We start from the raw sequence: 26,270 nt of genomic DNA, 5'->3' as shown, positions 1-26,270 counted from the left end.
AAGATGGAAGTCGGAATACTCTCAATGCGTTATGCGAAAGCCATCATTGAATACGCACAGGAAAAAGGTATGGAGGATAGGTTGTATCAGGAGTTTTTGACTCTGTCACACAGCTTTTGTGAACTGCCCGGTCTGCGTGAAGCGCTTGATAATCCTGTCATCTCATTCAAGGAGAAGTTGGCGTTAGTCTGCACAGCTGCCGATGGTGACGGAAAATCGACCAGAGAGTTTGTCCGTTTTATCACTTTGGTACTGCGCAACAGGCGTGAAGGCTATCTGCAATTTATCAGCCTGATGTATCTGGATCTTTACCGGAAACTGAAGCACATCGGAATAGGCAAGTTGATTACAGCCGTTCCTGTCAATAAGGAAACGGAAAGCCGGATCCGTTCTGCGGCAGAGCATATCTTGCATGCCCAGATGGAACTGGAAACGGTGGTAGATCCCTCTATTGAAGGCGGATTTATCTTCGATGTCAACGACTACCGGCTGGATGCAAGTGTTGCCACGCAGTTGAAGCGAGTGAAACAACAATTTATTGATAAGAATAGGAGAATTGTATAATGTCTGAAAATATAAAAGTAAGCGAAGTATCTGATATATTGCGCAAGCAGCTCGAAGGAATCAACGCTAATGTGCAACTTGACGAAATTGGTACGGTGCTCCAGGTGAGCGACGGCGTAGTGCGTATCTATGGACTGCGGAATGCCGAAGCCAATGAATTGCTGGAGTTTGACAATGGTATCAAAGCAATTGTGATGAACCTCGAAGAGGACAACGTGGGAGCTGTACTGTTGGGGCCGACGGACAAGATCAAGGAGGGATTTGTTGTAAAGCGTACCAAACGTATCGCCTCCATCCGTGTAGGAGAGAGTATGCTGGGACGTGTGATCGACCCGTTGGGCGAACCGCTCGATGGCAAAGGATTGATCGGCGGCGAACTGTATGATATGCCATTGGAACGGAAAGCTCCGGGGGTAATCTACCGTCAGCCTGTGAACCAACCGTTGCAGACGGGATTGAAGGCGGTAGACGCCATGATTCCTATCGGTCGCGGACAGCGTGAGTTGATTATCGGCGACCGTCAGACGGGAAAGACTGCCATCGCTATTGATACGATTATCAACCAGCGCAGTAACTTCCTGGCAGGTGATCCTGTATATTGTATTTATGTGGCTATCGGTCAGAAGGGTTCTACCGTTGCTTCTATCGTTAATACGCTTCGTGAGTACGGAGCACTGGACTACACGATTGTGGTGGCTGCTACGGCTGGTGATCCGGCTGCATTGCAGTATTATGCTCCTTTTGCGGGTGCTGCCATTGGCGAGTATTTCCGTGATACCGGTCGTCATGCATTGGTGGTTTATGATGACCTTTCCAAGCAGGCGGTAGCTTATCGTGAGGTTTCTCTGATTCTCCGCCGTCCGTCTGGTCGTGAGGCTTATCCGGGTGATATCTTCTATCTGCACTCCCGTCTGTTGGAACGTGCTGCCAAGATTATCAGCCAGGAGGAAGTGGCTCGCGAAATGAACGACCTTCCGGAAAGTCTGAAGGGTATTGTCAAAGGCGGTGGTTCGCTTACGGCATTGCCTATTATCGAAACGCAAGCTGGTGACGTATCGGCTTATATCCCGACGAATGTGATTTCTATCACTGACGGACAGATATTCCTCGAAACTGACTTGTTCAACCAGGGTACGCGTCCGGCTATCAACGTCGGTATCTCTGTATCCCGTGTAGGTGGCAACGCGCAGATTAAGGCCATGAAGAAAGTGGCGGGAACATTGAAGATCGACCAGGCACAGTATCGTGAACTGGAAGCGTTCTCCAAGTTCAGCAGCGACATGGACCCGATTACCGCATTGACCATTGATAAGGGACGTAAGAACGGCCAGCTGTTGATTCAGCCTCAATACAGTCCGATGCCCGTAGAGCAGCAGATTGCTATCCTCTACTGTGGTACACACGGACTGCTCCACGATGTTCCCTTGGATAAGGTGCAGGACTTTGAACGTAGCTTCATCGAATCTTTGCAACTGAATCATCAGGAGGATGTACTGGATGTATTGAAAACGGGTGTGATTGACGATAAGGTGACCAAGGCTATCGAAGAGACTGCTGCCATGGTTGCTAAACAATTTATCTGATCGCCTTTAATTTTTAATTATTAATTTTTAATTATCACTATGGCTTCACTGAAAGAAGTAAAAACCAGAATAAATTCGGTCAAGAGTACCCGAAAAATCACTTCAGCAATGAAGATGGTGGCTTCTGCCAAATTACACAAGGCACAAGGAGCCATTGAGAATATGCTGCCTTATCAGAAGAAGTTGAACAAGATTCTGACTAACTTCCTAAGCGCGGACCTGCCTATCGAATCTCCTTATGTGCAGGAGCGTGAAGTGAAGCGTGTAGCAATCGTTGTTTTTTCTTCGAACACTTCTCTTTGTGGTGCTTTCAACGCCAACGTCATCAAAATGATGATGCAGACTATCGGGGAATTTCGTACTTTAGGACAGGATAATATCTTGATATTCCCGGTAGGTAAGAAGGTGGATGAAGCTGCCAAACGGATGGGTTTCAAACCGCAGGAGGTTTCTCCGACGCTCTCCGACAAACCGACGTATCAGGAGGCTGCCGAACTGGCTCACCGACTGATGGATATGTATGTGGCAGGCGAGGTAGACCGTGTGGAAATAATCTATCATCACTTCAAATCAATGGGGATACAGATTCTTCTCCGTGAGACGTATCTTCCTATTAATCTGACGAATGTGGTTGGCGAAGAGGACGGGAACAAGGAGGGAAACAGAGGTAAGGAAGATATACAGGAGAACGAAATTGCTAATGATTATATCATCGAGCCAAACGCGGAAGAATTAATCGCCAGTTTAATCCCAACTGTATTGAGCCAGAAGATTTTTACCGCTGCTGTCGACTCCAATGCATCGGAACACGCTGCACGTACGCTAGCTATGCAAGTGGCTACGGACAATGCAAACGAGCTGATTCAGGATTTGACGAAGCAGTATAATAAGAGTCGGCAGCAGGCGATTACAAACGAATTGCTGGATATTGTGGGGGGCTCCATGAAGTAATCTTCTTTCTTTTGTCTTGAAACAAAAGAAAGAAGCAAAGAAAAATTCAAGGCTGACTTTTTTCTCCTACTCGCTTCCTTCACTTCGCTAAAGGGCAGAAACTCGCTACGCTCAAACAGTCTGCCCTTCTTAACGCTCCGTTACGGGCGCTCGCCTGACGGAGAAAAAAGTAGGCCGGGGAACCTGGCGGGGTGGGGTGCAGGATAGGTATTGCAGGATGTAGGGTAGGTTTGTGGGGAAGCTGTTTTGGAGGAGTTTGCGGGGGAAGACGTGCGATATGTTTGGTATTGTTTTGGTGAGTCGCTGTTATATCGTTTGTAATTTTATTATATATTGTTCTGCTTTGCTATATTAAGTCGTATAACGTCTGCGGCTTTTATATAGCAAAGCTTTTTTATAAGGGGGGGGAACCTTTTATAAGTCTCTTTATATTACTAGGCTACATTGGTTATCATTCTATTAGCTTTTTATTCTATTAAGCTTTTCATTTGGGACTTTAGCTACATTCACTTTCATTTTGTTAAGTCTTTATTCTATAAATCCTTTTTGCTATATTAGTTTTATTCTATATTCCTCTCTTATATAGTGAGTTTTTAGTAAATAAAGTTTTCCACATTGTAAGGCTTTCACGCCGCAGGTCTTCCGGCCTCGTTTTTCCGGCGTCAAGCGCAGGTGATTTCTCCGGCGTTAAAAAGGGCAGACTGTTTGAGCGTAGCGAGTTTCTGCCCTTTAGCCGGAGGAAGCACCGGAGTAGCCGGAAAAACGCAGCCTTGATTCTTTCTTTTTGGTTCTTTTTCTTTCGTATCAAGACGAAAGAAAAAGAATATTCAGTAACTTTACCGAAAATTGTAAAAAGCATGGAAAATAATCCGGAACTGCAGCTTGCTTGGCAGTTCATTGAAAATACAGGCACACATTTATTTCTTACCGGAAAAGCAGGAACCGGGAAAACGACATTTCTTAGACGATTGAAAGAACATACTCCCAAGCGCATGGTCGTATTGGCTCCGACAGGGATTGCAGCCATCAATGCGGGAGGCGTAACGATTCATTCTTTCTTTCAGTTGTCTTTTGCTCCTTTTGTGCCCGAAACCACCTTTAATTCTTCCCAGACGCATTATCGTTACAGTAAAGAAAAGCGGAATATTATCCGTAGTATGGATTTGCTGGTTATTGATGAGATCAGTATGGTACGTGCCGATTTGTTGGATGCGGTGGATGCAACTCTGCGGAGGTATCGCGATAGAGAGAAACCTTTTGGCGGGGTGCAATTGTTGATGATTGGCGATTTGCAACAGTTGGCGCCTGTCGTGAAAGATAATGAGTGGGAGTTGTTGAGAAAGCATTATGAGACTCCTTATTTCTTTGCAAGTCATGCCTTGAAAGAAACGGCATATATGACGATTGAACTCAAGAAAGTATATCGTCAGAGTGACACGTTCTTCCTTTCCTTATTAAATAAAATCCGGGAGAATAAGGCGGATGATGAAGTGTTGAATGAATTGAACCGTCGTTATCAGCCCGGCTTTCAGCCGCAAAAAGAAGAGGGATATATTCGTCTGACGACGCATAATAATCAGGCACAGAGGGTTAATGATCGCGAACTGGCATCGTTGCCCGGCAAGGCGTATCATTTTAGTGCCGAGATAGAGGGGGATTTTCCTGAATATTCGTATCCTGCGGATAAACTTCTGACAATTAAGGAAGGAGCACAGATTATGTTCCTGAAGAATGATCCATCGTCCGAGAAACGGTATTATAACGGTATGATTGGTGAGGTGGTAGCGGTTAATGAAACGGGTATTGTGGTGCGTGGTAAGGGAGACAGATCCGAATTTCAGTTGTTGCCGGAAGAGTGGGGGAATTATAAGTATGTGTTGAATGAGGAGACAAAGGAAATCACTGAAGTGATAGAAGGGACGTTCCGCCAGTATCCTATTCGTTTGGCGTGGGCTATTACAATACATAAGAGTCAGGGTTTGACGTTTGAACGTGCCATTATTGATGCACGGAATTCCTTTGCGCATGGGCAAACTTATGTGGCTTTGAGTCGTTGCAAGACGCTGGAGGGTATGGTGTTGGAGTCTCCTTTGCGCAGGGAAGCCATAATAAGTGATGCTACGGTGGATAATTTCACCAAAGCGGTGGAGCAGAATAAGCCGGGCAGCCAGCAGTTGAATGATATGCAAAAGGCGTATTTCTTTGATTTGTTGAGTGATTTGTTTAATTTCTATTCAATCGATCAGGCTTATAAACGGTTGCTTCGTCTTATGGATGAGGATTTGTATAAGCTCTTTCCGAAGCAGTTGGCTGAATATAAGGCGTTGGCTCCCCATGTTAAGGAGAAGATTGTGGAGGTGTCCCAACGTTTCCGCAATCAGTATACCCGGTTGATACATGAGAGTGAGGATTATGCGACGAATGAGGAGTTGCAGGAACGGATTCGTTCCGGTGCCGGATATTTTCATAAGGAGTTGGAACCGGTTCGGGCTTTGTACAATAAGACTAATATGCCTCTTGATAATAAAGAGTTGAGAAAGCTGTTGGCAGAACGTATGCAGGCGCTGGATGATGCGTTGTGGATTAAAGAGTCTTTGTTGGAAGCTGTGTCTGCGGGAGGGAAGTTTGCTATCACGGATTATTTGAAGTTGAAGGCTAAAGTAATGTTGAGTCTTGAAGATGATTCTATGTCCTCCGGTTCTTCGAAGGCTTTGAAGGAGAAGAAAGAACGCAAGGAACGGAAAGAGCGTACGCGCAGTGCTGAAAAGGTAAAGGTGGAAGTTCCTACGGATATTCTGCATCCGGAGCTTTATCGCGCCCTGTCTGAATGGAGAACAGCCAAAACAAGGGAGATGAATGTCCCTGCTTATGTGATTATGCAACAGAAAGCATTGATGGGAATTGTGAATCTGCTACCGGATAGTCCAAGAGCTTTGGAGGCGATACCTTATTTTGGAGCCAAAGGAGTAGAGAAATACGGGCTTGAAATTCTGGGTATTATCCGCAAGTATATGGCGGAGAATCAATTGGAGAGGCCGGAGATAACGGATATGTTAATCTCCTCCGGTAATAGCGATGATACGGTAAGGCAACGAAAGACGAAGCTGCAGAAAGAGGCAGAGAAACAGGAGAAAGAGGCGGAGAAGGAGAAAAAGAAGGAGGCGAAGAAAGATACGAAGTTGGTTAGCTATGAAATGTTCCGTCAGGGAATGAATATAGATGAAATAGCCAAGGCTCGTGATTTGGTATCCGGAACCATTGCCGGACATCTGGAGCATTATGTCCGTTCGGGAAAGATCAAAGTGGAGCAGGTGGTGAAAGCTGAAAATATAGCGAAGATTCGCAAGTATTTGGATGAACATGAATACATGGGAATATTCGCTATAAAGGTAGCATTAGGAGACGATGTCTCCTATGCTGATATCAAGTTTGTATTGGCTGTTTCCGGGCATTAATAAATAAAGTTATTATCCCGGACAGGGTTAAAGATTACAGAAGAAAGAAACGAAAACGGGAACGCTGATGTCAATCAGAATACCGTGCAGAATGGCGATGGGAATCATTTCTTTTCCTGAATATCTGGTGATGGAAGGCAGCAGTACATCCATCGAGTTGACTCCTGCTGCTGAAATAGGAGCGAGTTTCCCGAAGTACTTCTTGATGATCGGAGTACCAAGAAGTGCCATCATCTCACGGAAAATATTAGTCAGTAGGGCAATGGTTCCCAGTTCCGTAGCCAGTTGCAGTCCGATGGAGGGTTCTTTGAACTGCGTGATAAGGATGGAAGAAAGTGAATAGTAGGCAAATCCACTTCCCACTGCCATACAGTCGAACACGCTCCATTGACGCAATAGCAAACTTGCCAGAGCGGAGAATAACAGCGTACCGATAATCGTTCCCAATGGAATCAGCAACATTTTAGGGTGTAAATGTGAAACAATGGCTTTCAGGTTCTTATTGGAACCGATGCTGATTCCCACTTGTAGCATTAATGCATAAAGTATATACATGGAAACTGTGTGCGTATCGAACTCGAACTTATTGAAAGCTCCCATGATACAGCCTACAAAAAAGAATACTATAACGATCAGACTTCCTTTCATTGTTCACCTCCTTTCCTGAAAAATAATTGTAGTACCAAACGGGCAGCAATCAGGCTTCCCAATACACCGGACACAGCAAGAACGATGGCTTGCCATCCGAACTTACCAAGATTGTTCACAATCAGACTATTAGAACCGATAGATACACCGAGAATAAAGAGCAACAGGAATATTGTAAGAGAAATTGTCTTTTCTGTCTTCTGCAGAATACTCCAGTTACGCAATACATAGCCGATGCCGATTCCTAAAAACATGGTAGATATAATAGAGAACATAATTGTATATATTTTGGGTTAGGTTAAACTGATGATTGACAACACACAAAGGAATTTTCAAAGAAGATGTTACATCTACTTGAAAATCAGAAAGGAATACTGCTGTGACTAACAAAACAAGTCAGCAGGTAGTTCCTGTAAAGAAATAGTTGGGAAATTTAGATGAATCCACTGAACCAATGCACATGCACGCAACAGGACTTACAGAAAATTGGTATTCCTGCAAGAAAAAGAGTAGCGTTATGTAATTGTAATGTTTGATTCATCATTGGTCTTTTTTGAATTTGGTGCAAAGATAGTTATTTATTGCATATTTTCAAAATAAATATGCAATAAATGAAGAGAAAGAGAGAAAGGAATATCCTGAACGAGATAGATGGTTGTAAAAAGTTGGTTATGTGCTCTTTCCCTTATAGATTATCCCAGTTCGTAAGAATCTCTTTTAACTTTTTGGGCCTGTATCCAAGCATTGTCCGGGCTTTATCAATACTCATGCCACTGAAGCGGGGACGGGGAGTGCTTTCATTCATTTCTTCTGTGGTGGCAGGATGGATAAGAGAACGGTCGAGTTTCATATAATCTGCTATCTGATAGGCAATCTCTGCAATGGTCATACATTCATCTCCACAGATGTGGAAGATGCCATTCGTCGTATGTTCTATTAAACGTAGCACTCCATCCGAAACGTCTCCAACATAGGTTGGTGTCCGCCATTGATCGGACACGACACGTATTTCTTGTCCGGCTTTCAAACGGTTCATTACCAGCTGCACAATATTACCGTGTTGTCCCGGCAGTGCCTTGCCATAAACAATTTCTACACGGACAATGGCATAGCTGCTGCAAGTTTCTGCCACTCTCTCTTCTCCTTTCCATTTGGTATATCCGTAATAGTTGACCGGAGCAGGGAGATCTTCTTCTGTGTATAACAGTCCGGCAGCTTTGTTTATCTTTCCATCAAAAACAAAGTCAGTAGATAAATGAATGAACCGGCTTTTGTATTCTTCGCATAAATCAGCCAGTTGGCCTACTGCAGTAACATTGGTAAGATAGGCTTCTTCGTGATGCGTTTCGCAATAGTCCGGCACGGACAGGGCGGAGCAATTAATGATTACATCGGGTTGAACCTCTTTGAAGAGACGCTTAACGTCCGCTTCATTCCGTATATCTGTTTCGACGAAACGATAATCCTCCGCGTTATTGGGAAGAATATCCGGATGCAGGGAGCAGCCCGTTACCTTATATTGTTTACAAGCAGACAAATCGTTTAAAATCTGGCGTCCGGTGAATCCGTTGGCACCGATAATTAATATCTTCTTCATTAGGTTATATATATAGATGTTATAGATTATTTCTACAAAAATAAAAAATAATATCAACTGCGCAAATAGATTTCGTACTTCCCTTCTTACTTTGCTCCCGATAACGAGATTTATATGAATTGATAAAAAAAAAGATGTATGGAAAAAGTAATTATGGGAACACGTTTACCCGCTAAACTTTGGTTGGATGAAGTAGAGGATTCTTGTATGTCACAGATTATGGATTTGACTTCACTGCCTTTTGCATTTAAACATATTGCCATCATGCCTGATGCGCATGCGGGAAAAGGAATGCCTATTGGCGGTGTGTTGGCTACCAATGGCGTGATTGTTCCCAATGCTGTGGGAGTGGATATCGGTTGTGGTATGTGTGCGATTAAAACGAATCTAAAAGCGGAAGATTTTAGTTATACGGATTTGACTTCCATTATGTCGAAGATTCGTGCAGTTATTCCTTTGGGATTCGATCATCAGAATAAAAAGCAGGATCAGGAATTGCTTCCGCAAGGATTCGACATTGAAGAGATGCCTGTTTTGAAGAATCAGTACGAGGCTTGTTTGAAGCAGATAGGAACCTTGGGAGGAGGAAATCACTTTATTGAGATTCAGAAAGATACAGAGACATCTGACGTCTGGGTGATGATTCATTCCGGAAGCCGTAACATTGGTTTGAAGGTTGCCAATCACTATAATAAGGTTGCACAGTATTGGAATGAGAAATGGTATTCTGCAATGGTACCGGGACTGGCTTACCTGCCAATGGAGACACAGATGGCAAAGGATTATTTCCGTGAAATGAATTATTGTGTGGCTTTTGCCTTTGCCAACCGTCAGTTGATGATGAACCGTATCTGCGAATCTATCCAAGCGGTGAAACCTGAAACAGACTTTGAACCTATGATTAATATTGCCCATAACTATGCCGCTTGGGAGAATCACTTCGATCAGGATGTGATTGTACACCGAAAAGGTGCTACGCGTGCCTATGAGGGTGAGATTGGTATTATCCCCGGATCTATGGGTACTAAATCCTATATTGTTGAGGGACTGGGTAATCCGGAGAGTTTTAAAAGCTGTTCGCATGGTGCAGGTCGATTAATGGGAAGAAAGGATGCCTGTCGCCGTTTGTCACTGGATGAAGAGAAGGAAAGAATGGATCAGCAAGGTATCATTCACGGACTTCGTTCGCAGAACGAACTGGATGAAGCACCGGGAGCTTATAAAGATATTGCGCAAGTGATAGCGAATGAGCGGGACTTGGTGAAACCGTTGGTAGAGCTGGCTCCAATGGCAGTGATTAAGGGATAATGTCATGCCATGTTTAAAGGAGTATCTAGCGTATGGACATAAAAAAAGGAGCAACGCCTTGCTCCAACCTTTGTTAACCTTAAATCTAATACTATGAAAAACACATTGCAAAGGTACATACTTTTGGCAACTTAGCAAATAATCCAAGAAAAAAAGTATGTTTCATAACATAGATTAAGAAATTGATATTCCAATTCAATTTTTATTAAGACTTTTTGATTGCTTTATCCTCCTCTAATCCCTTTACATATACTTTCAATTAGGCATCCTGAAATCATTCGGAGAACAACCTGTGATTTTCTTAAATAACCGGCTGAAATACTGTGGATTCTGAAAACCCAGCTCTTGCGTTATCTGATTGATCGTTTTATCAGTATTTACCAACCAATCTTTGGCAATCTCGAAGCGTTTGAATTCGATATACTCTTTAAATGATTTTCCCGTTTCATACTCCAGTAAGTCGTTGAAATATTCAGGAGACAAATGAAGCAGGTTCGCGCAATACTTATGTGAAAGTATATCAACAGACGGTACCTGTTTCGTTTCGAAATGGTTATTTATGATTTTATCGAATTGTTTGATAATCGTTTTATTCGCTTCATTACGTGTAATGAATTGACGTTCGTAGAAACGGACGCAGTAATCCAGCAATAGTTCTATATACTTGGAAACTATCTTCTTGCTATGGCGGTCAATGCAACGCTCGAGTTCCTGGTTTATTTTATCCATAAACTCCAGGATGATTTGCTTCTCGCGCAAAGATATATGTAATGCTTCTTCAGGCAGATAAGAGAAGAAAGTATAGTTATGTATATGAAGTCCGAGCGGAGTGCCACAAATCAGATCGGGATGAAAAGCCAATATCCATCCTTTAGAGGGAAAATTCTTACTGTTTTCCTTCATATTGATAGACTCTCCGGGACTAAGGCAGAGCAAAGTACCATCCGAAAAATCATAATACTGGTGACCATACATATACGCTTCACATTTACACTCACTCAATAGAATCGTATAAAAGTCGAACTTGATGCCCGTATGAGCTGACAAGTCAGCCTTGGAAAGATCAATGACACTTACCAGCGGGTGTAGTGTCTTACTCCCCAGGCAACAATTGCATTGATGCACGGTTCCTATTTTGAGTACTTTATCTCCCATGATGTTGAGACTCCTGTATCTAAAATACTTCTAGTTTTTTTGTTTATATTCGTTCGGGGTGCAGCCGACATGCTTTTTAAATAACCGGCTGAAGTGCTGTGGATATTGAAATCCCAGTTCATAAGCTACCTGGCTGACAGTTTGAACACCTTCCAGTATTCTTTCTTTGGCCAGTTCGATAATCCGGCACTGGATATATTCCTGTGCAGTTTTTCCGGTTTCCTTCTTTATCAGGTCTCCGAAATAATTAGGAGAGAGGCATGCCTTGTCTGCAAAGTATTTCACGGATGGCAGTCCTTCGGTCATTGCCACCTGATTTTGGAAATATTCGTCCAGTAATTGCTCGAATTTAACGACTATATCTTTATTCGCCTGATTGCGTGTAATGAACTGCCGTTCGTAGAAACGCATACAGTAATCCAATAGCAGTTCGATATTTCGTACAATGAGCTGCTTACTGTGCTTATCGATAGTATGCTCCAGTTCGAGCCGGATTTTATGTATACAATCGGTTACGATTTCTCTTTCCTGGTCTGAAAGATGCAATGCTTCATTGACCTCGTAAGAGAAAAAAGTATAGTTTTTGATATTCTGTCCTAATGAAGTTCCACGGATTAAATCGGGGTGGAATAAAACCCCAATCGACTTGGTACGGGGAGCCGTTCGGTTACGGTTGTCTATTCCGCTCACTTGTCCCGGTGCCATGCAGACAACCGTTCCTTCCTGATAATCGTAATTCTTACGTCCGTATGTGAGATCCCCGCATTTGGCATCTTTCAAGAACAGACAATAGAATCCGATGTTCATACGGATATACTCAACCGACTTGGTAGCTTTTGAGAAGTCGATTACATTAACTAAAGGGTGCAATGTTTCCAGTCCAAACAACTGGTCATACTGATCGACGGTTTCAATTTTTGTTATTTCATCCATATGCTTTGTTATTAATCTGATACAAAGATAAAACATTTGGAGGTATCTTTTTTATTTCATTCTTCAAATCAGTAATAAGGGTACAAGAATCAGTAATCTGTATACTACATAAACTTGCGGACGGAAAAATAAATGGCAATGATTGCTGGAAGTAAGTCATGGAATTGATATATTTGCTACGGAGAATATAAAAAACAGGTTTTATGAAAGCATTATTCATTGGAGGAACGGGTACTATCAGTACAGATGTAGTTGCATTGGCGCAACAGAGAGGGTGGGAGATTACTCTCCTTAACCGCGGCTCAAAAAAAATGCCGGAAGGAATTCACAGTATCATTGCGGATATTAATGATGAAGAAGCTGTGGCAAAAGCCATCGCACTTGAACATTACGATGTGGTTGCACAATTCATCGGTTATACGGCAGAAGACGTAAAGCGTGATATCCGTCTGTTTCAGAATAAAACGCGGCAATACATCTTTATCAGCAGTGCCTCTGCCTATCAAAAGCCATTGACTGATTATCGCATTACCGAAAGCACCCCTCTGGTCAATCCCTACTGGCAGTATTCCAGAAACAAGATAGAAGCGGAAGAAGTATTGATGTCAGCCTACCGGACAAGTGGCTTTCCGGTGACCATCGTTCGTCCCAGCCATACCTATAACGGAACCAAACCTCCCGTAGCCGTACATGGAGATAAGGGAAACTGGCAGATTCTCAAACGGATTCTTGACGGCAAGCCTGTCATTATTCCCGGCGATGGTTCCTCTTTGTGGACACTGACTCACTCCAAAGATTTTGCCAAAGGCTATGTCGGACTGATGGCGAATCCACATGCCATTGGGAACGCTTTTCATATCACTACCGATGAAAGTATGACTTGGAATCAGATTTACCAGACAATCGCCGATGCGTTAGGCAAACCTCTGAACGCATTGCACGTAGCATCCGATTTCCTTGCCAAACATAGCGATCATTATGATTTCAGGGGGGAACTCTTAGGAGATAAAGCAGCTACGGTTGTTTTCGATAATTCGAAGATAAAGCGGTTCGTCCCGGATTTTATATGCCATATCTCCATGGCGGACGGATTGCGGCAAGCTGTACATTATATGCTTTCTCATCCGGAAACTCAAACACCTGACCCGGAATTTGATTCGTGGTGTGACCGTATAGCCAATGCAATCAGTGCGGCAGACAAAGCCTTCTGATTTTCCTGATTTTAATAACTACCTGCCACTAATTAATTGCTATTTTTTTAGGCACGGATTACACGGATTAACGCGGTTGTTTTTCAGCAATGGTAACCCTAAAGACCGTGAAATCCGTGTAATCCGTGCCTAATTATTATTTAATAAGGAGCATTTCTTCCTTGCTGCACCTCAATTCGTATTCCGAAATTACCATTAGCAGATTTCAGTTCGAACGCTCCCCGAAAATTATTTCTTTCCCAAGGCATAGCGCTGCGGTTAGGCACCCGCCAGCCATCCTTGTTGTAATCTCCGTAAGTATTGATTCTCATTCCGTTTTTCAGTTTGAAAGATCCCATCTGCATAAACTGTGGAGAAGAAGACAATCCCCAACCATATCCGTATCCCCAACCGGAAAACCCGGAGTAAGAAGATGAAGAAAAGGAGTCAGTGAATCCTTGAGAATAGGTAATATCCGTGTTTAAACGAAAGAGCTGATTATAATCTTTCGTCATATTAGGCATATCTAAATTAAACTTGGGAAGTTCGGGAGTTGCTACGTTCATTAACCCCATATCCAGCAGAAAACCACCAAACTCTTTGATATTGGTAGATGGAGCACGACGAATACTATCGGAAGGAATTTCCGACTGTGCGGATGCAAAACCGACCGATAATATCAGCGAAAGAAATAGAATCAGTTTTTTCATCTTCGTAAAGGTTGATTTATCACAAAGATAGATAATTTCCACCTGACTATCCGCTTCCGTTATGTTTTCTTAGAAAAAAAATTATCTTTTCAATTTAATAACCGGATAAATGACAGGAGCCGTCTCCCATTTCCTTTTCATCGGGTTGTATGAACGTTCCATGCCTCCATGGAGTTCGATATAATCGTTGAACTTGATTTCAATAATCATGCCATAACCGCTTTGCGGATAGATAGGAGTGAGATACCCCTGCGAAGCATTTCGTTCTCCATTCACAGAATATTCACCAAAAGCCCGTATACGTAGAAAATTATTAATCCGGTAAGCAGCCGAACCGCTAAAACCAAAATCATTTCTGGCGCCATGTTGAAAAGAAGGTATTGTATACTTGGCGCTGAACAGCCCACCTGAAAACTCCCATCGTTCATTAGGGGCATACGTATAAATGGCACCTACCTGAATATGCGTCCCCATGGTAGGATACGTATTATGCAAACTATACGTACTTAAATAGCTGTTAGCATTGATCCCGAAAATATCCGACCGATTATAGTCGCGGCTGAAAGGATCGAAAGAAGTACCCAGTCTGGGAGTAGGCCAGGGAGTATCCATAAATTCGGGAGGAGATATATGAAGCGTCATGCTATCCGTTTGAATGGTTGGCTTCCTGTCGTTCGGCGTTACACTCATATCGGGTAAGATGAATCCCTCCTTATCCATATTTAATGGCTGCTTTTGCTCCGGTGGTAGAAGAACCGCACGGCCGATGCTATCCTTTTTCACTTCCACCTGTTGCGCAAATGCGGTACAGGTACAAAGTAAAAACATAAATCCTGTGAACTGTCTTTTATTCATGGCACTTTGCGGTGTTAAAGAGTTTAGTTGACAATCAGTTTATAACCGATTCCCCGTACATTGACAATACGTATCTGTTCATCTTGCGAGAGTTTATGCCGCAATTTGGTAATGAACACATGCAAGCTTCGGGAATTGAAAAAACTGTCATCTCCCCAAAGTTCGAGCAAGACATCCTGCGTGTTGACCACCTGATTCCGGTTCTCGCAAAGCCGTTTTAGGATTTCCGATTCACGATGAGAGAGTTCCTGTCTCGTTCCTGCGTGTAATAAAGTTTGTGCAACAGGATCAAACAGATAACTTCCTATCTCAAAATGATTGGCAACCTTATTCTCTGTGAAGAGAAAAGCCTTTCCCATCAGTGCTTTGATTCGGATAATCAGCTCTTGTATACCGAAAGGTTTTTTCAGGTAATCATTCGCTCCGAGTTCAAACCCCTCCACCACATCATTGATGGCCGAACGGGCAGTCAGGAATAAGACAGGAGTCTGTTTATCCGTCTGGCGGATGCGACGTACCATTTCAAAACCATCCATTTTCGGCATCATCACATCGGCTACAAGTACATCCGGATGAAGTTCGAAGAAAAGGCTTAGTCCTTCCTCGCCGTCATTCGCCGTATGAATGATAAAATCATTTTCTTCAAGTGTATCTTTGATGATCATGGCGAGCGTCTGTTCGTCTTCTACCAGTAATACGGTAATTTTGTTTTTACTCATGATTTTATGGGTTTATAAAGTAATGGTAAAAGTGCTTCCTTTGTCCGGTTCACTCTTTACGGTGATAGTCCCTCCATGTTTTTCGACCATGCTCTTGACATAGAACAGTCCTAGTCCGTAACCTTTTATATTATGAAGATTGCCCGTCGGGACCCGGTAGAATTTATCAAATATATGCTTTTGTTTATCAAGTGGAATTCCGATTCCCCGGTCGGTAACGCTGATGGTTACTGTTCCCCCTGTCTGTCGGCAGGAAATAGACAATTCGGCTTCCTCTTTCGAGTACTTCACAGCATTATCTATCAAGTTACTGATGATGTTGCTGAAATGCGTACGGTCTGCAACAATAACAAGCGTTTCCGGTTTAATGTCCAATTCGATATGTACAGGCTTGTCCGCTTTTAGCTGGTGCTGCTCCATGAGCGGAGTAATCAGCTCCTTCAGGTTGATTTCCTCCGGATGCAAACGGAACGTTTTGCGACGCTCCATTCCCATGGATAAAATCTGTTCCACCAGCCCGCTAAGCCTTTGCAACTGCTCCTGACTGATGCGTAGATACTGGTCGCGCTTGCTTTTCTCTTCCGCTTGGTTAAAGTTCAGTAATGCGTCATTAGCCGCATAGGCTACGGCAATGGGAGTCTTTAATTCGTGCGTGATATTATTGGTAAAATCACTTTTCATTTCATCCAGTGTTTTCTGTTTCAGGAGCGTCCGGATAAGGAACCAGAAAGAGAATCCGAGAATCAGAAGAATTACAAATGAAGTGACCAGAATACCTGTCATCTGCTTTAATACCAATGAATTGATCGGCTCGAACACCAGTTGGTAGCGTTGGCTGTGATGCATATTAAATTCATAGTCATAGCGAATTGCCTTGGGACTGGGAATATAACTGCTATCTCCCGCAATACCTAATGTATCTGTATATACAATGGAAGAATCGGCACTGGTTCCTGTATAAATCAAAAGAGTGTGATGAGGAATAGAAAGATTATGCTCTTTCATCACATGGGTGAGCAAACTGTCATATCGCTGCAGGTTGACATCTATATAAGTGTCCACACCTGAATGAATGCCCTGCTGAATACTCATTAACAACTCCTTTAGCGAATCTTGCTTTTTCAATAATACATCCAGTCCGCTTTCGCTACTTGCAACAGCTTTGGAATCTTCAGAAGCATTGCCAACGGTTTTTACCGTGTCTGTGGTAGTTTCTGTCCGGGAATGTATCGTATCCTGACGGCTACTATCCGTATAAGAAATCGTTTGTTGGGTCACTAATGAATTGCCGTCCGCATCATATCCGGCCGATACCGTTAGCGAACCGTGTTCCACATTATCTTTTTGCAAATCATTAACCCGGAGCACGACCTCGTTGAAGTCACTCGTCCGCATTGCATCTCTGATATTGCTCTCCATTTCCATTTTCATCGACCGGTAAAGCCCTGTCAACCAATAAGCTTGATAAACAAAAATTCCGATTAGCGAGCAGATAACCAGTATGACGATATGTTTTAGCGGTAATTTCATACTGACAAAGATAATAGGAAACTATTCTTATTCTTCTCTTTGATAAGACTAAATAACACTAGATAAGCCAGTGATAACGCAAATATCCATTTTTTCTACCGTATTTTGTCGTATTCTAAAAATAAAGACGAAATGAAACGGATTAATTTACTATTTATGTCTCTTCTTTGCGTGTGGATATCTGCTACAGCACAAATCGGACAACAGTCACAGGAACCTGTCGACAGTATCAAGAATATAGGTTATATGGATAGCTTGTTTCAGGAATTGCCCGAAGTAATGATTACGGGTGAACGCCCGATAGTGAAAGCCGAACAAGGCAAACTTGTGTATGACGTACCGAGGCTGGTAGGTAACCTGCCTGTGGATAATGCCTATGATGTTGTGAAAAATCTTCCGGGTATAGTAAATATGAATAATAGTCTGATGTTGGGAGGACAGAAAGTTACCGTTGTCATCAACGGAAAAGTTACCACACTGTCCGTCGAGCAATTAGACGCTTTATTAAAATCAATCCCTGTCAGCCGGATCGAGAAGGCGGAGGTGATGTATTCCGCTCCGGCACGCTATCAGGTACGCGGACCGATGATTAACCTGATATTAGCACCCGGCACAGGACAGGCATCTTCCCTTCAAGGAGAACTTTATACAGCTTTGAATCAACATCACTACGAATCTTTGGCAGAACGTGGAAGTCTTCTGTACTCCGGACGTAAATTCTCTGCAGATCTTCTTTACTCTTACTCTTATGATCGCGACCGAAGGATTACGGAGAAAGAAGCACTTCACACGTTGGCCGATGGTTCGGTGCATCAGATGGATATGGATGAAATCATGACTTCCCGTACCAACACTCATCAGATGCGCCTCGGAATGGACTACTCTTTCGCTGAAAATCATCTGTTAAGCTTGGTCTATACAACAGCCTTTACCGATTCCAAGCATTATTCCATAGCTACCGGTGCACAGAATTCCGTTACCGATTCACAGGGAGACAGCCAGCTCCATAATGCAAAATTAGATTATCAAACCCCTTTCGGACTGAAAGCAGGCGTAGCATTTACATCCTATCATTCTCCCGGTAGCGAACTATTACATAGCACGATGGGAGCAGAGACGATGAACTTCCTAAGCCGGGATAAGCAGCAAATCAATCAATGGCGTTTCTATGCCGGACAAGAACATACTTTGGGCAAAGGCTGGGGATTGAATTATGGCATAACCTATACGACCGCTTTAGACCATAGTTATCAAAGGTATTATGACCCGGAAACAGACAACCTGTTACCGGATAATAACATGACCTCCCGCCGTCGCGAGCAAACCCTGAATGTGTATGCCGGACTAAGTAAAAGCTTCGGTGAAAAACTCTCGGCCGATGTTTCTCTGGCAGCGGAGCAATATCATACAAATATCTGGAATGAATGGAGCCTGTACCCGGTAGCTAATCTAACTTATATACCCGCTGCCGGACATGTCCTCCAGCTCTCATTGAGTAGTGACAAGGAATATCCCGAATACTGGAGCGTACAGAATGCAATCTCTTACATGGGAGCATATTCTGAAATTCAAGGAAATCCTTATCTCAAACCTGCCACGAATTATGAAACCAGCCTTAATTATATATTAAAAGGCAAGTATGTTTTTACCGCCTTTTATAGCTATACAAAAGACAATCAAATGCAAACCCTCTACCAATCACCGGAACGCTTGGTAGAGATTTACAAATTCTTCAATTTTGATTTTTCATCACAGGCCGGATTGGTAATGACAGTTCCCTTTAAGGTGAAAAAATGGCTGGACTCCCGTTTCACCGCTATCGGTTTTCGTTATCGCCAGAAAGACAGTGATTTCTGGGATATCCCGTTTGACCGCAAACTATATACATTCGTCTTGACGATGAACAACACATTCACCCTTTCCACCAAGCCCGACTTAAAGTTTACCTTGACCGGATTTTATCAAAATAAAGCCATACAGGGAATTTTCGATCTTCCCCGTTCGGGAAATCTGGATGCAGCGCTTCGTTACACCTTTGCAAAAGGAAAAGCACAATTGACGTTGAAGTGTGACGACCTGTTCAATACCTCCACCATTTCGACACAAGTCCGTTACGGATTGCAGAATGTGAAAAACCACTATATGCGGACCACCCGTACATTCGGCATTTCGTTTAACTATAAATTCGGAGGGTACAAAGAGAAGAAGCGGGAAGAGGTCGATACTTCCCGCTTTAAATAAGTGGTGATTTTATGCCTTCCATGCTTTGGCATATTCTTCCAAGACGCACTTGATACTTTGTCCGATTTTCACATAATCGGCTTCATTTAAGTTGGCTAGTGACACACGCACACTCCATTTCGGTCCGGCAAATCCACCACCATTCAACAGAACGAGTGAAGTTTCGTTTGCCAGGCGGAAAACCACGTCCAATGGATTGTAGGTCTTTTGCAGATAAGCAACGAAGTCATCTCCATAGAATTTCTTTGCCCATACCAGCATATCGATCTCCGAATAATATCCGGCACGTAACGGATCTTCCACCAGTGTGAAACCTGTGTTATCCCACAACGCATGCAGACGACGATGAATAATTTCCTGCATCTTTTTCTTATAACTGTCTTCTTTATCCAGAAGCGAGAAAATGGCAAACAAACTCATCTGCATTTGTTGAGGTAGAGAAAGTCCTGCAGTATGATTCAATGCAATCTGCCGGCTGTCAGCCACCATACGGTCGATAAACTTCATCTTTTCCGGTTGTAGGCTAAGACTGGAATAACGTTTGTTCAATATTGATTTCTGCTCCTCCGACAGGCGGGCAATCATTTTGTCGTAGATGTTGTCCTCGTGTAGAGCGATCACTGCGGTTCTCCATCCCGTAGCTCCAAAATATTTGGAGAACGAATAAACGCAAAGCGTATTATGCGGCAATTCTGCCATTAATGAACGGAAATGAGGAATAAATGTCCCGTACACATCATCCGTGATAATCATCAGGTTCGGATTATCATTCTTCACAATGTTGATGATACGTTCGGTAGTCTCTTTACTAAGCGCATAACTGGGCGGATTACTCGGATTGGTGATAAATAATGCTTTGATCCGCGGATCTTTCAGCTTGTCTATATCTTCATCCTTATACTGCCAGGTATGTAAACCGTCAGGAGTCATCTGGTCAGCAGAAATTTCGGTCACGTCGAACTGATAGCGTCGCAGTTCCGGGATTTCTATATAAGGAGTGAACACTGGAATCATTAAAGCAATGGCATCCCCCTGGTTCAACAGGAAATTCTCCTGCAATGAATCGAACAGATAACACATGGCTGCCGTACCTCCTTCGGTTGCGAAAAGGTCAAAAGTTCCTTTTGGCGGACGGCGGTCACACATCTCTTGTGCCAGGTAATCCTGTACGATTAACTCCGTAAAATGTAAAATACGGTCGGGCACAGGATACTGGTCGCCAATCACCGATTCCGCCCATTCATGAATAAGCGTATCCGGATCGGCAGCATGTTCCATCAGCATATAATTGTAGCCCTCTTTCAACAGGTTAGCACCGGGAGCTTTCTCGTTTTCTTTCAGGAAAGCCTCGAAACGGGCGGCAATTCCCGCCTTTTGCGGAATGCCTGCTATTCCTTCTTCCTGTGAAAACGCATGGCGACATTCGCAAAGGCCGAATTGCCCCAGCAGAAAAAAGGCTTCGCGTGGTTCGGTAGCAATCCAGTTCGGGTTGCCTCTTCCGGCATTCAACATGGTATGTGCTATCTTCTTGATACTTTCATCTGCCATATCGATCAGTTTGTTTTTCAGCTCGAACGGGCTAATTGTTTCCATTTTCTTGGCATAACTTTTGGTAATGGCAGGGTTATTTGTTTTCTTTTCCATAATGATATTTATTTAGTTAGTTTTACATAAGTAGCACGATGACAACTCCCCAGATAATCAGGAGTGTATTGCCGACTGCATACGTCACCGTATATCCTAATGCCGGTGTGTCGCTTTCCACTGCATCCTGAATGGCTCCCAACGCAGCTGTTGTAGTACGTGCTCCTGCCGTACATCCCAATGACAGGGCAGGGTGGAACTTGAACAGGTATCTCGCCATCAGCAATCCGGCGAGGAGAGGGATAGCCGTAGCCAATGCACCGATGATAAACAGGCTGACGCCTACTTCCTTGAATCCGGCAATGAAACTGGGACCTGCAGCGATACCGACCACTGCGATAAACATATTCAGCCCTACATTATTCAATACCCATAAAGAAGGTTCGGGAATACCTCCGAAAGTAGGATGCTTGCTGCGTAGCCAACCGAACAGAAGTCCGGCTATCAATGCGCCTCCACTGGTAGAAAGACTGATAGGAACACCTCCCAGATGAATAGCCAGTGCACCGAAAAGGCCACCGAGCAAAATACCCAATCCAACGAAAATCATATCTGTCTGATTGGTAGGCCGGTCAATATAGCCCATTTGTTTGGCAGCACTTTCCACTTCATGTTTAAGACCGGTAAGTTCGAGAATGTCTCCCGAATCTACGATTGTCTTAGGTAATACCGGAACGTTGATTCCGGCACGCTTTATATTCCGGATGCTGACCCCGTGCATAAACTTCTGCGATCTGATTTTGGAAACTGTTTCTCCGGCAAAAGTCCGGTGGGTCACCATTACAGGAAGAGTTTCTGCCGGGAAGTCAAGTAATTGTGCATCGATCACTTCCGGACCTATCCAGTCTTCTTCTCCAATCACAAATTCACGGCGTCCGCTAAGTACCACTTCGTCGTTCTTGTGAAGAATCAGGTTCGGATCTACTTCCTTCACCATTCTTTTTTGACGAATCCGTTCTACAAACAGACGTTTGTCATTCTTGCATAAATAAGCTTCGAGTTCACTGACTTTCTTTCCTTTGCCAAACCATTCGTTGGTAATTTTATAAGCACGGAACACAACCGGACGAAGAGCCGGGGAAAATCCGGGTTCATCAGCTTCCGATGTTCCCATTTGAGCCTCCAGTTCCTTGCAGTCGGCTTTCACCTTATCCAGTCCCCCCAGCATCTTAGGGCCGAGAGAAGCCAGAATCCATGCCGAACCGGCCGTTCCGAAAATATAAGTTACGGCATAAGCTACCGGAATTGCATTGATGAACGTGGCTTTCTGTGCATCGCTGATTCCCAGCTGGTTGATTGTATCGCTTGCCACGCCGATAACGGCGGATATTGTTTGTGAGCCTGCCAACAGTCCGGCAGCTTCTCCTACATGATATCCCATGATTTTGGCCAATATCCACGGGGCTACCAGACTGACAATACACATCAATACGGCAAATCCTACTTGTGGCAGACCGTCTTTCTTCAATCCGCGGAAAAACTGCGGACCCACCTTATAGCCAACGGCAAATAAGAAAAGCAGAAAGAACACGGCTTTCATCGGACCATCTACAGTGATATTCAGTTGTCCGACCAATACTCCTACCAGAAGAACGCTGGTGACTGTCCCCAAGGAAAATTTTCCTATTTTGAGTCTGCCGAGCCAGAATCCGGCAAAAAGCGTAAGGAAAATAGCAAGTTCAGGATGTACCCTTAGTTGATTAATAATCCATTCCATAATTAAGTTGTTGTTTAGGTTATGCTATCTACAACAGTTGTTGTGTGGAAAGAGTTTATAGTGTTTATGATAAATAGAGATATAAATATCCGATAGACTTTAAATTTCTCTATTTCGCTTTTTTGTTATACTTTTGTTCATTCAAAAATAAAACTAATCATATTCTGTATGAAATCAGACATAGAAATTGCTCGCAACATTGAGCTGAAGAAGATTAAGCAAGTTGCCGAAGGTATCGGAATCCCTCGCGAGGAAGTGGAGAATTATGGCCGCTACATTGCAAAGATCCCCGAACAACTGATTGATGAAGAGAAAGTGAAGAAAAGCAATCTTATTCTGGTAACTGCTATCACAGCAACCAAAGCGGGCATCGGCAAAACTACAGTATCTATCGGTCTCGCTTTGGGACTGAATAAAATTGGAAAAAATGCGATTGTCGCTCTTCGTGAGCCGTCTCTCGGTCCGTGTTTCGGGATGAAGGGGGGAGCAGCCGGTGGAGGATATGCACAAGTGCTTCCGATGGACAAGATTAACCTCCATTTCACTGGTGACTTTCATGCCATCACCTCTGCTCATAACATGATTGCCGCCTTGCTCGACAATTATCTCTACCAGAATCAGTCAAAAGGTTTCGGACTGAAAGAAATCCTTTGGCGGAGAGTGCTCGATGTGAACGACCGTTCATTGCGTAGCATCGTTGTCGGCCTCGGACCTAAATCCAACGGAATTACCCAGGAGTCCGGTTTCGATATTACTCCTGCTTCGGAAATCATGGCAATTCTTTGCCTTTCTAAAGATGTGAGTGATTTGCGTCGCCGTATTGAAAATATCCTGTTGGGCTTCACGTATGACGACCAACCTTTCACAGTGAAAGATTTGGGAGTGGCAGGAGCCATTACCGTCTTATTGAAAGATGCGATTCATCCTAATTTAGTGCAGACTACCGAAGGAACCGCTGCTTTTGTACATGGTGGTCCGTTTGCCAATATTGCCCATGGCTGTAACTCTATCCTTGCCACCAAATTGGCCATGTCTTTCGGTGATTATGTAATCACGGAAGCCGGGTTCGGTGCTGATCTCGGTGCGGAGAAGTTCTACAATATCAAATGTCGTAAGAGCGGGCTTCAACCTCGTCTCACGGTGATTGTCGCTACGGCACAAGGATTGAAGATGCATGGAGGCGTCAGTCTCGACCGTATCAAAGAGCCGAATATGGAAGGACTGAAAGAGGGATTGCGTAATCTCGACAAACACGTTCGTAACCTTCGCTCATTCGGTCAGACAATCATTGTAGCTTTCAATAAGTTTGCATCCGATACGGACGAAGAAATGGAATTGCTGCGCGAACATTGCGAACAGTTGGGAGTGGGCTTTGCCATCAACAATGCGTTCAGTGAAGGAGGAGAGGGAGCAGTAGATATGGCTCGCCTGGTGGTAGATACCATAGAGAACAATCCGTCAGAATCCTTACGCTACACTTATAAAGAAGAAGATAGCATACAGCAGAAGATCGAAAAGGTAGCTACTAATATTTACGGAGCCAGCGTTATTACCTATAGCAGTATCGCCCGCAGTCGTATCAAACTGATTGAGAAAATGGGAATCACTCATTATCCGGTTTGTATTGCTAAAACACAATATTCATTCTCTGCCGATCCGAAGATTTATGGTGCGGTAAACAACTTCGAGTTCCATATTAAAGATATTGTTATCAATAACGGAGCTGAAATGATTGTAGCCATTGCCGGAGAAATTCTTCGTATGCCGGGATTACCCAAGGAACCGCAAGCATTGTACATCGATATTGTGGATGGAGAAATAGAAGGATTGAGTTAATATATCCTCAAGAAAAAAATATTCCGGTATGATGTGCCGATAAAATAAATCCCCGTCTTTCCCTATAAAATAAAATGTGGAAAGACGGGGATGACTGTATATAGAGTCCAGTGCGCTTCTATTTTCTCTTCTTGCACACTGTACGGTTGAATTCGTCCTTGATGTAAGTGATATATAACATCATATATTTCTTTTATAGTAAGAAAAACGAAATTCCGGACAGATGGTTCGGATAGGATTGTTAATAAATAAAAAAGTCTGCTCCTTTTACGAGGAGCAGACCTTAAATGGGAAATAAAGCTGCCAGTTTGTAGCTATTAGCTTTGAAATTGTTTTTTAATAAGCAAAAAGAGGATATTTCTTCATTGTCTCATTGACACGTGCACGTACTTTTGCAATAACTTCCTCATTTTCTACGTTAGACAATACAGTCTCGATCATTTCGGCAATTTCGAGCATCAAGTCTTCTTTTGCACCACGGGTAGTGATAGCAGGAGTACCCAAACGGATACCGGAAGTCTGGAAAGCCGAACGGCTGTCGAACGGAACCATGTTTTTGTTAACGGTAATATCAGCAGAAACCAATGCTTTTTCTGCCACTTTACCTGTCAGTTCAGGATATTTGCTACGCAGGTCGACCAACATAGAGTGGTTGTCTGTACCACCGGAAACGATAGTAAAGCCACGGTCAATCAAAGCCTGTGCAAGTACAGCAGCGTTCTTTTGTACTTGTTTAGCATATTCCTTAAATTCAGGTTGCAGGATTTCACCGAAAGCAACTGCTTTAGCAGCAATTACATGTTCCAACGGTCCACCTTGAACCCCTGGGAATACGGCAGAATCCAGTAATTGAGACATCATCTTGATCTCACCTTTCGGAGTGGTCTTACCCCACGGATTGGGGAAATCCTTACCCATCATGATGACACCACCACGAGGTCCGCGAAGTGTTTTATGTGTAGTAGAAGTGACGATATGTGCATATTTAACCGGATTTTCGAGCACTCCGGCAGCGATCAGACCGGCAGGGTGAGCCATGTCGATCATCAGGATAGCGCCTACTTTGTCAGCGATTTCACGCATACGTTTGTAATCCCATTCACGGGAGTATGCAGAACCACCACCAATAATCATTTTCGGTTTCTCACGCAGAGCGACTTCTTCCATCTGGTCGTAGTCAACGCGTCCGGTTTCCTGATTCAGGTTATATTCGCAAGGAGTATAGATGATACCGGAGGTGTTTACCAGTGAACCATGAGAAAGGTGTCCGCCGTGTGCAAGATTTAATCCCATGAATTTGTCGCCCGGATTCAGAACTGCGAGGAAAACAGCGGCATTAGCTTGTGCTCCCGAGTGTGGCTGTACGTTTGCCCATTCAGCGCCAAAAATTTCTTTCAGGCGGTCGATAGCGATTTGTTCGCTTTGGTCTACTACTTCGCAACCTCCGTAGTAACGTTTGCCGGGATAACCTTCTGCGTACTTGTTAGTCAGACAAGAACCCATTGCCTGCATAACCTGGTCACTCACAAAATTTTCTGATGCAATAAGTTCGATTCCTTTCAACTGACGTTGATGCTCTTTTTCGATAATGTCGAAAATGATGTCGTCTCTTTTCATTCTTTTATAAGTAAGAT

Annotated in this window: 20 protein-coding genes; 8 read left to right on the top strand and 12 right to left on the bottom strand. The window is 43.5% G+C overall.

Going from position 1 to position 26,270, the window contains the following annotated elements; translation table 11 throughout:
* The first annotated feature begins 3 nt into the window (after positions 1-3).
* The 4 genes from AB3G73_RS05555 (at position 4) to AB3G73_RS05540 (ending at position 6,553) form a co-directional block, all read left to right on the top strand.
* A complete protein-coding gene (locus AB3G73_RS05555) occupies positions 4-564 on the top strand; it encodes a F0F1 ATP synthase subunit delta (RefSeq protein WP_148366925.1) in 561 nt (186 codons plus the stop codon).
* Complete coding sequence (gene atpA / locus AB3G73_RS05550; protein WP_148366924.1) at positions 564-2,147, top strand: F0F1 ATP synthase subunit alpha; 1,584 nt, start codon at positions 564-566, stop codon at positions 2,145-2,147. The genes AB3G73_RS05555 and atpA overlap by 1 nt, the downstream gene beginning before the upstream one ends.
* Positions 2,148-2,186: 39 nt before the next feature.
* Positions 2,187-3,098 (top strand): F0F1 ATP synthase subunit gamma, encoded by a 912-nt coding sequence (locus AB3G73_RS05545; protein WP_217723235.1) that lies wholly within the window; start codon positions 2,187-2,189, stop codon positions 3,096-3,098.
* A gap of 857 nt (positions 3,099-3,955) precedes the next feature.
* Complete coding sequence (locus AB3G73_RS05540) at positions 3,956-6,553, top strand: helix-turn-helix domain-containing protein (RefSeq protein WP_367743488.1); 2,598 nt, start codon at positions 3,956-3,958, stop codon at positions 6,551-6,553.
* Positions 6,554-6,580: 27 nt separating this feature from the next.
* Here AB3G73_RS05540 and AB3G73_RS05535 read toward each other — a convergent pair whose 3' ends face one another.
* The 3 genes from AB3G73_RS05535 to AB3G73_RS05525 all read right to left on the bottom strand — a co-directional run bounded on the left by AB3G73_RS05535 (position 6,581) and on the right by AB3G73_RS05525 (position 8,798).
* Entirely contained in the window at positions 6,581-7,201 is a 621-nt protein-coding gene (locus AB3G73_RS05535; protein WP_148366921.1) for a lysine exporter LysO family protein, read from the bottom strand.
* Complete coding sequence (locus AB3G73_RS05530; RefSeq protein WP_004303461.1) at positions 7,198-7,476, bottom strand: LysO family transporter; 279 nt, start codon at positions 7,474-7,476, stop codon at positions 7,198-7,200. The genes AB3G73_RS05535 and AB3G73_RS05530 overlap by 4 nt, the downstream gene beginning before the upstream one ends.
* Positions 7,477-7,886: 410 nt before the next feature.
* On the bottom strand, positions 7,887-8,798 hold the full coding sequence (locus AB3G73_RS05525) for an NAD(P)-dependent oxidoreductase (protein WP_367743477.1): 912 nt from the start codon (positions 8,796-8,798) through the stop codon (positions 7,887-7,889).
* A 138-nt stretch (positions 8,799-8,936) separates the two neighbouring features.
* Between AB3G73_RS05525 and AB3G73_RS05520 the strand changes: the two genes are divergently transcribed.
* A complete protein-coding gene (locus tag AB3G73_RS05520) occupies positions 8,937-10,106 on the top strand; it encodes an RtcB family protein (protein ID WP_367743473.1) in 1,170 nt (389 codons plus the stop codon).
* 255 nt (positions 10,107-10,361) lie between these two features.
* Here AB3G73_RS05520 and AB3G73_RS05515 read toward each other — a convergent pair whose 3' ends face one another.
* Complete coding sequence (locus AB3G73_RS05515; protein ID WP_367743469.1) at positions 10,362-11,261, bottom strand: helix-turn-helix domain-containing protein; 900 nt, start codon at positions 11,259-11,261, stop codon at positions 10,362-10,364.
* A gap of 30 nt (positions 11,262-11,291) precedes the next feature.
* Positions 11,292-12,194: an AraC family transcriptional regulator gene (locus tag AB3G73_RS05510; protein WP_004295775.1), complete on the bottom strand. Its 903-nt coding sequence runs from the start codon at positions 12,192-12,194 to the stop codon at positions 11,292-11,294.
* A gap of 203 nt (positions 12,195-12,397) precedes the next feature.
* Between AB3G73_RS05510 and AB3G73_RS05505 the strand changes: the two genes are divergently transcribed.
* Positions 12,398-13,405, top strand: coding sequence for an SDR family oxidoreductase (locus AB3G73_RS05505; RefSeq protein ID WP_320978981.1), 1,008 nt, complete (start codon positions 12,398-12,400; stop codon positions 13,403-13,405).
* A gap of 140 nt (positions 13,406-13,545) precedes the next feature.
* Here the strand turns inward: AB3G73_RS05505 and AB3G73_RS05500 are convergent, their stop codons facing one another.
* The 4 genes from AB3G73_RS05500 to AB3G73_RS05485 all read right to left on the bottom strand — a co-directional run bounded on the left by AB3G73_RS05500 (position 13,546) and on the right by AB3G73_RS05485 (position 17,198).
* Positions 13,546-14,094 carry an occludin gene (locus tag AB3G73_RS05500; RefSeq protein ID WP_234133589.1) on the bottom strand — a complete coding sequence of 183 codons (549 nt, stop codon included), beginning with the start codon at positions 14,092-14,094 and terminating at the stop codon, positions 13,546-13,548.
* An 81-nt stretch (positions 14,095-14,175) separates the two neighbouring features.
* Complete coding sequence (locus AB3G73_RS05495) at positions 14,176-14,949, bottom strand: hypothetical protein (RefSeq protein ID WP_367743458.1); 774 nt, start codon at positions 14,947-14,949, stop codon at positions 14,176-14,178.
* Between the two features lie 23 nt (positions 14,950-14,972).
* The gene (locus tag AB3G73_RS05490) at positions 14,973-15,668 is read right to left on the bottom strand and encodes a response regulator transcription factor (RefSeq protein WP_004295780.1); all 696 of its coding nucleotides are present in this window, start codon (positions 15,666-15,668) and stop codon (positions 14,973-14,975) included.
* Between the two features lie 12 nt (positions 15,669-15,680).
* Positions 15,681-17,198, bottom strand: a complete 1,518-nt coding sequence (locus AB3G73_RS05485) for a sensor histidine kinase KdpD (protein WP_259023038.1) — start codon at positions 17,196-17,198, stop codon at positions 15,681-15,683.
* Positions 17,199-17,330: 132 nt separating this feature from the next.
* Between AB3G73_RS05485 and AB3G73_RS05480 the strand changes: the two genes are divergently transcribed.
* On the top strand, positions 17,331-19,439 hold the full coding sequence (locus AB3G73_RS05480) for an outer membrane beta-barrel family protein (protein WP_367743454.1): 2,109 nt from the start codon (positions 17,331-17,333) through the stop codon (positions 19,437-19,439).
* A 9-nt stretch (positions 19,440-19,448) separates the two neighbouring features.
* On the opposite strand, the gene aspD is transcribed toward AB3G73_RS05480, so the two are convergent.
* Together aspD and aspT are read right to left on the bottom strand one after the other, a co-directional pair.
* Positions 19,449-21,083 (bottom strand): aspartate 4-decarboxylase, encoded by a 1,635-nt coding sequence (gene aspD / locus AB3G73_RS05475; RefSeq protein WP_217723257.1) that lies wholly within the window; start codon positions 21,081-21,083, stop codon positions 19,449-19,451.
* Between the two features lie 22 nt (positions 21,084-21,105).
* Entirely contained in the window at positions 21,106-22,800 is a 1,695-nt protein-coding gene (aspT, locus tag AB3G73_RS05470) for an aspartate-alanine antiporter (protein ID WP_367743445.1), read from the bottom strand.
* A 168-nt stretch (positions 22,801-22,968) separates the two neighbouring features.
* Here aspT and AB3G73_RS05465 point away from each other — a divergent pair, with 168 nt between their 5' ends.
* On the top strand, positions 22,969-24,636 hold the full coding sequence (locus tag AB3G73_RS05465) for a formate--tetrahydrofolate ligase (RefSeq protein WP_367743442.1): 1,668 nt from the start codon (positions 22,969-22,971) through the stop codon (positions 24,634-24,636).
* Positions 24,637-24,972: 336 nt separating this feature from the next.
* On the opposite strand, the gene glyA is transcribed toward AB3G73_RS05465, so the two are convergent.
* Positions 24,973-26,253, bottom strand: a complete 1,281-nt coding sequence (glyA, locus tag AB3G73_RS05460; RefSeq protein ID WP_122137591.1) for a serine hydroxymethyltransferase — start codon at positions 26,251-26,253, stop codon at positions 24,973-24,975.
* Positions 26,254-26,270: the final 17 nt, after the last annotated feature.

This window comes from Bacteroides sp. L008 (assembly GCF_040812255.1).
Lineage (GTDB): Bacteria > Bacteroidota > Bacteroidia > Bacteroidales > Bacteroidaceae > Bacteroides > Bacteroides vicugnae.
This window is presented reverse-complemented; position numbering and strand designations above follow the sequence as displayed.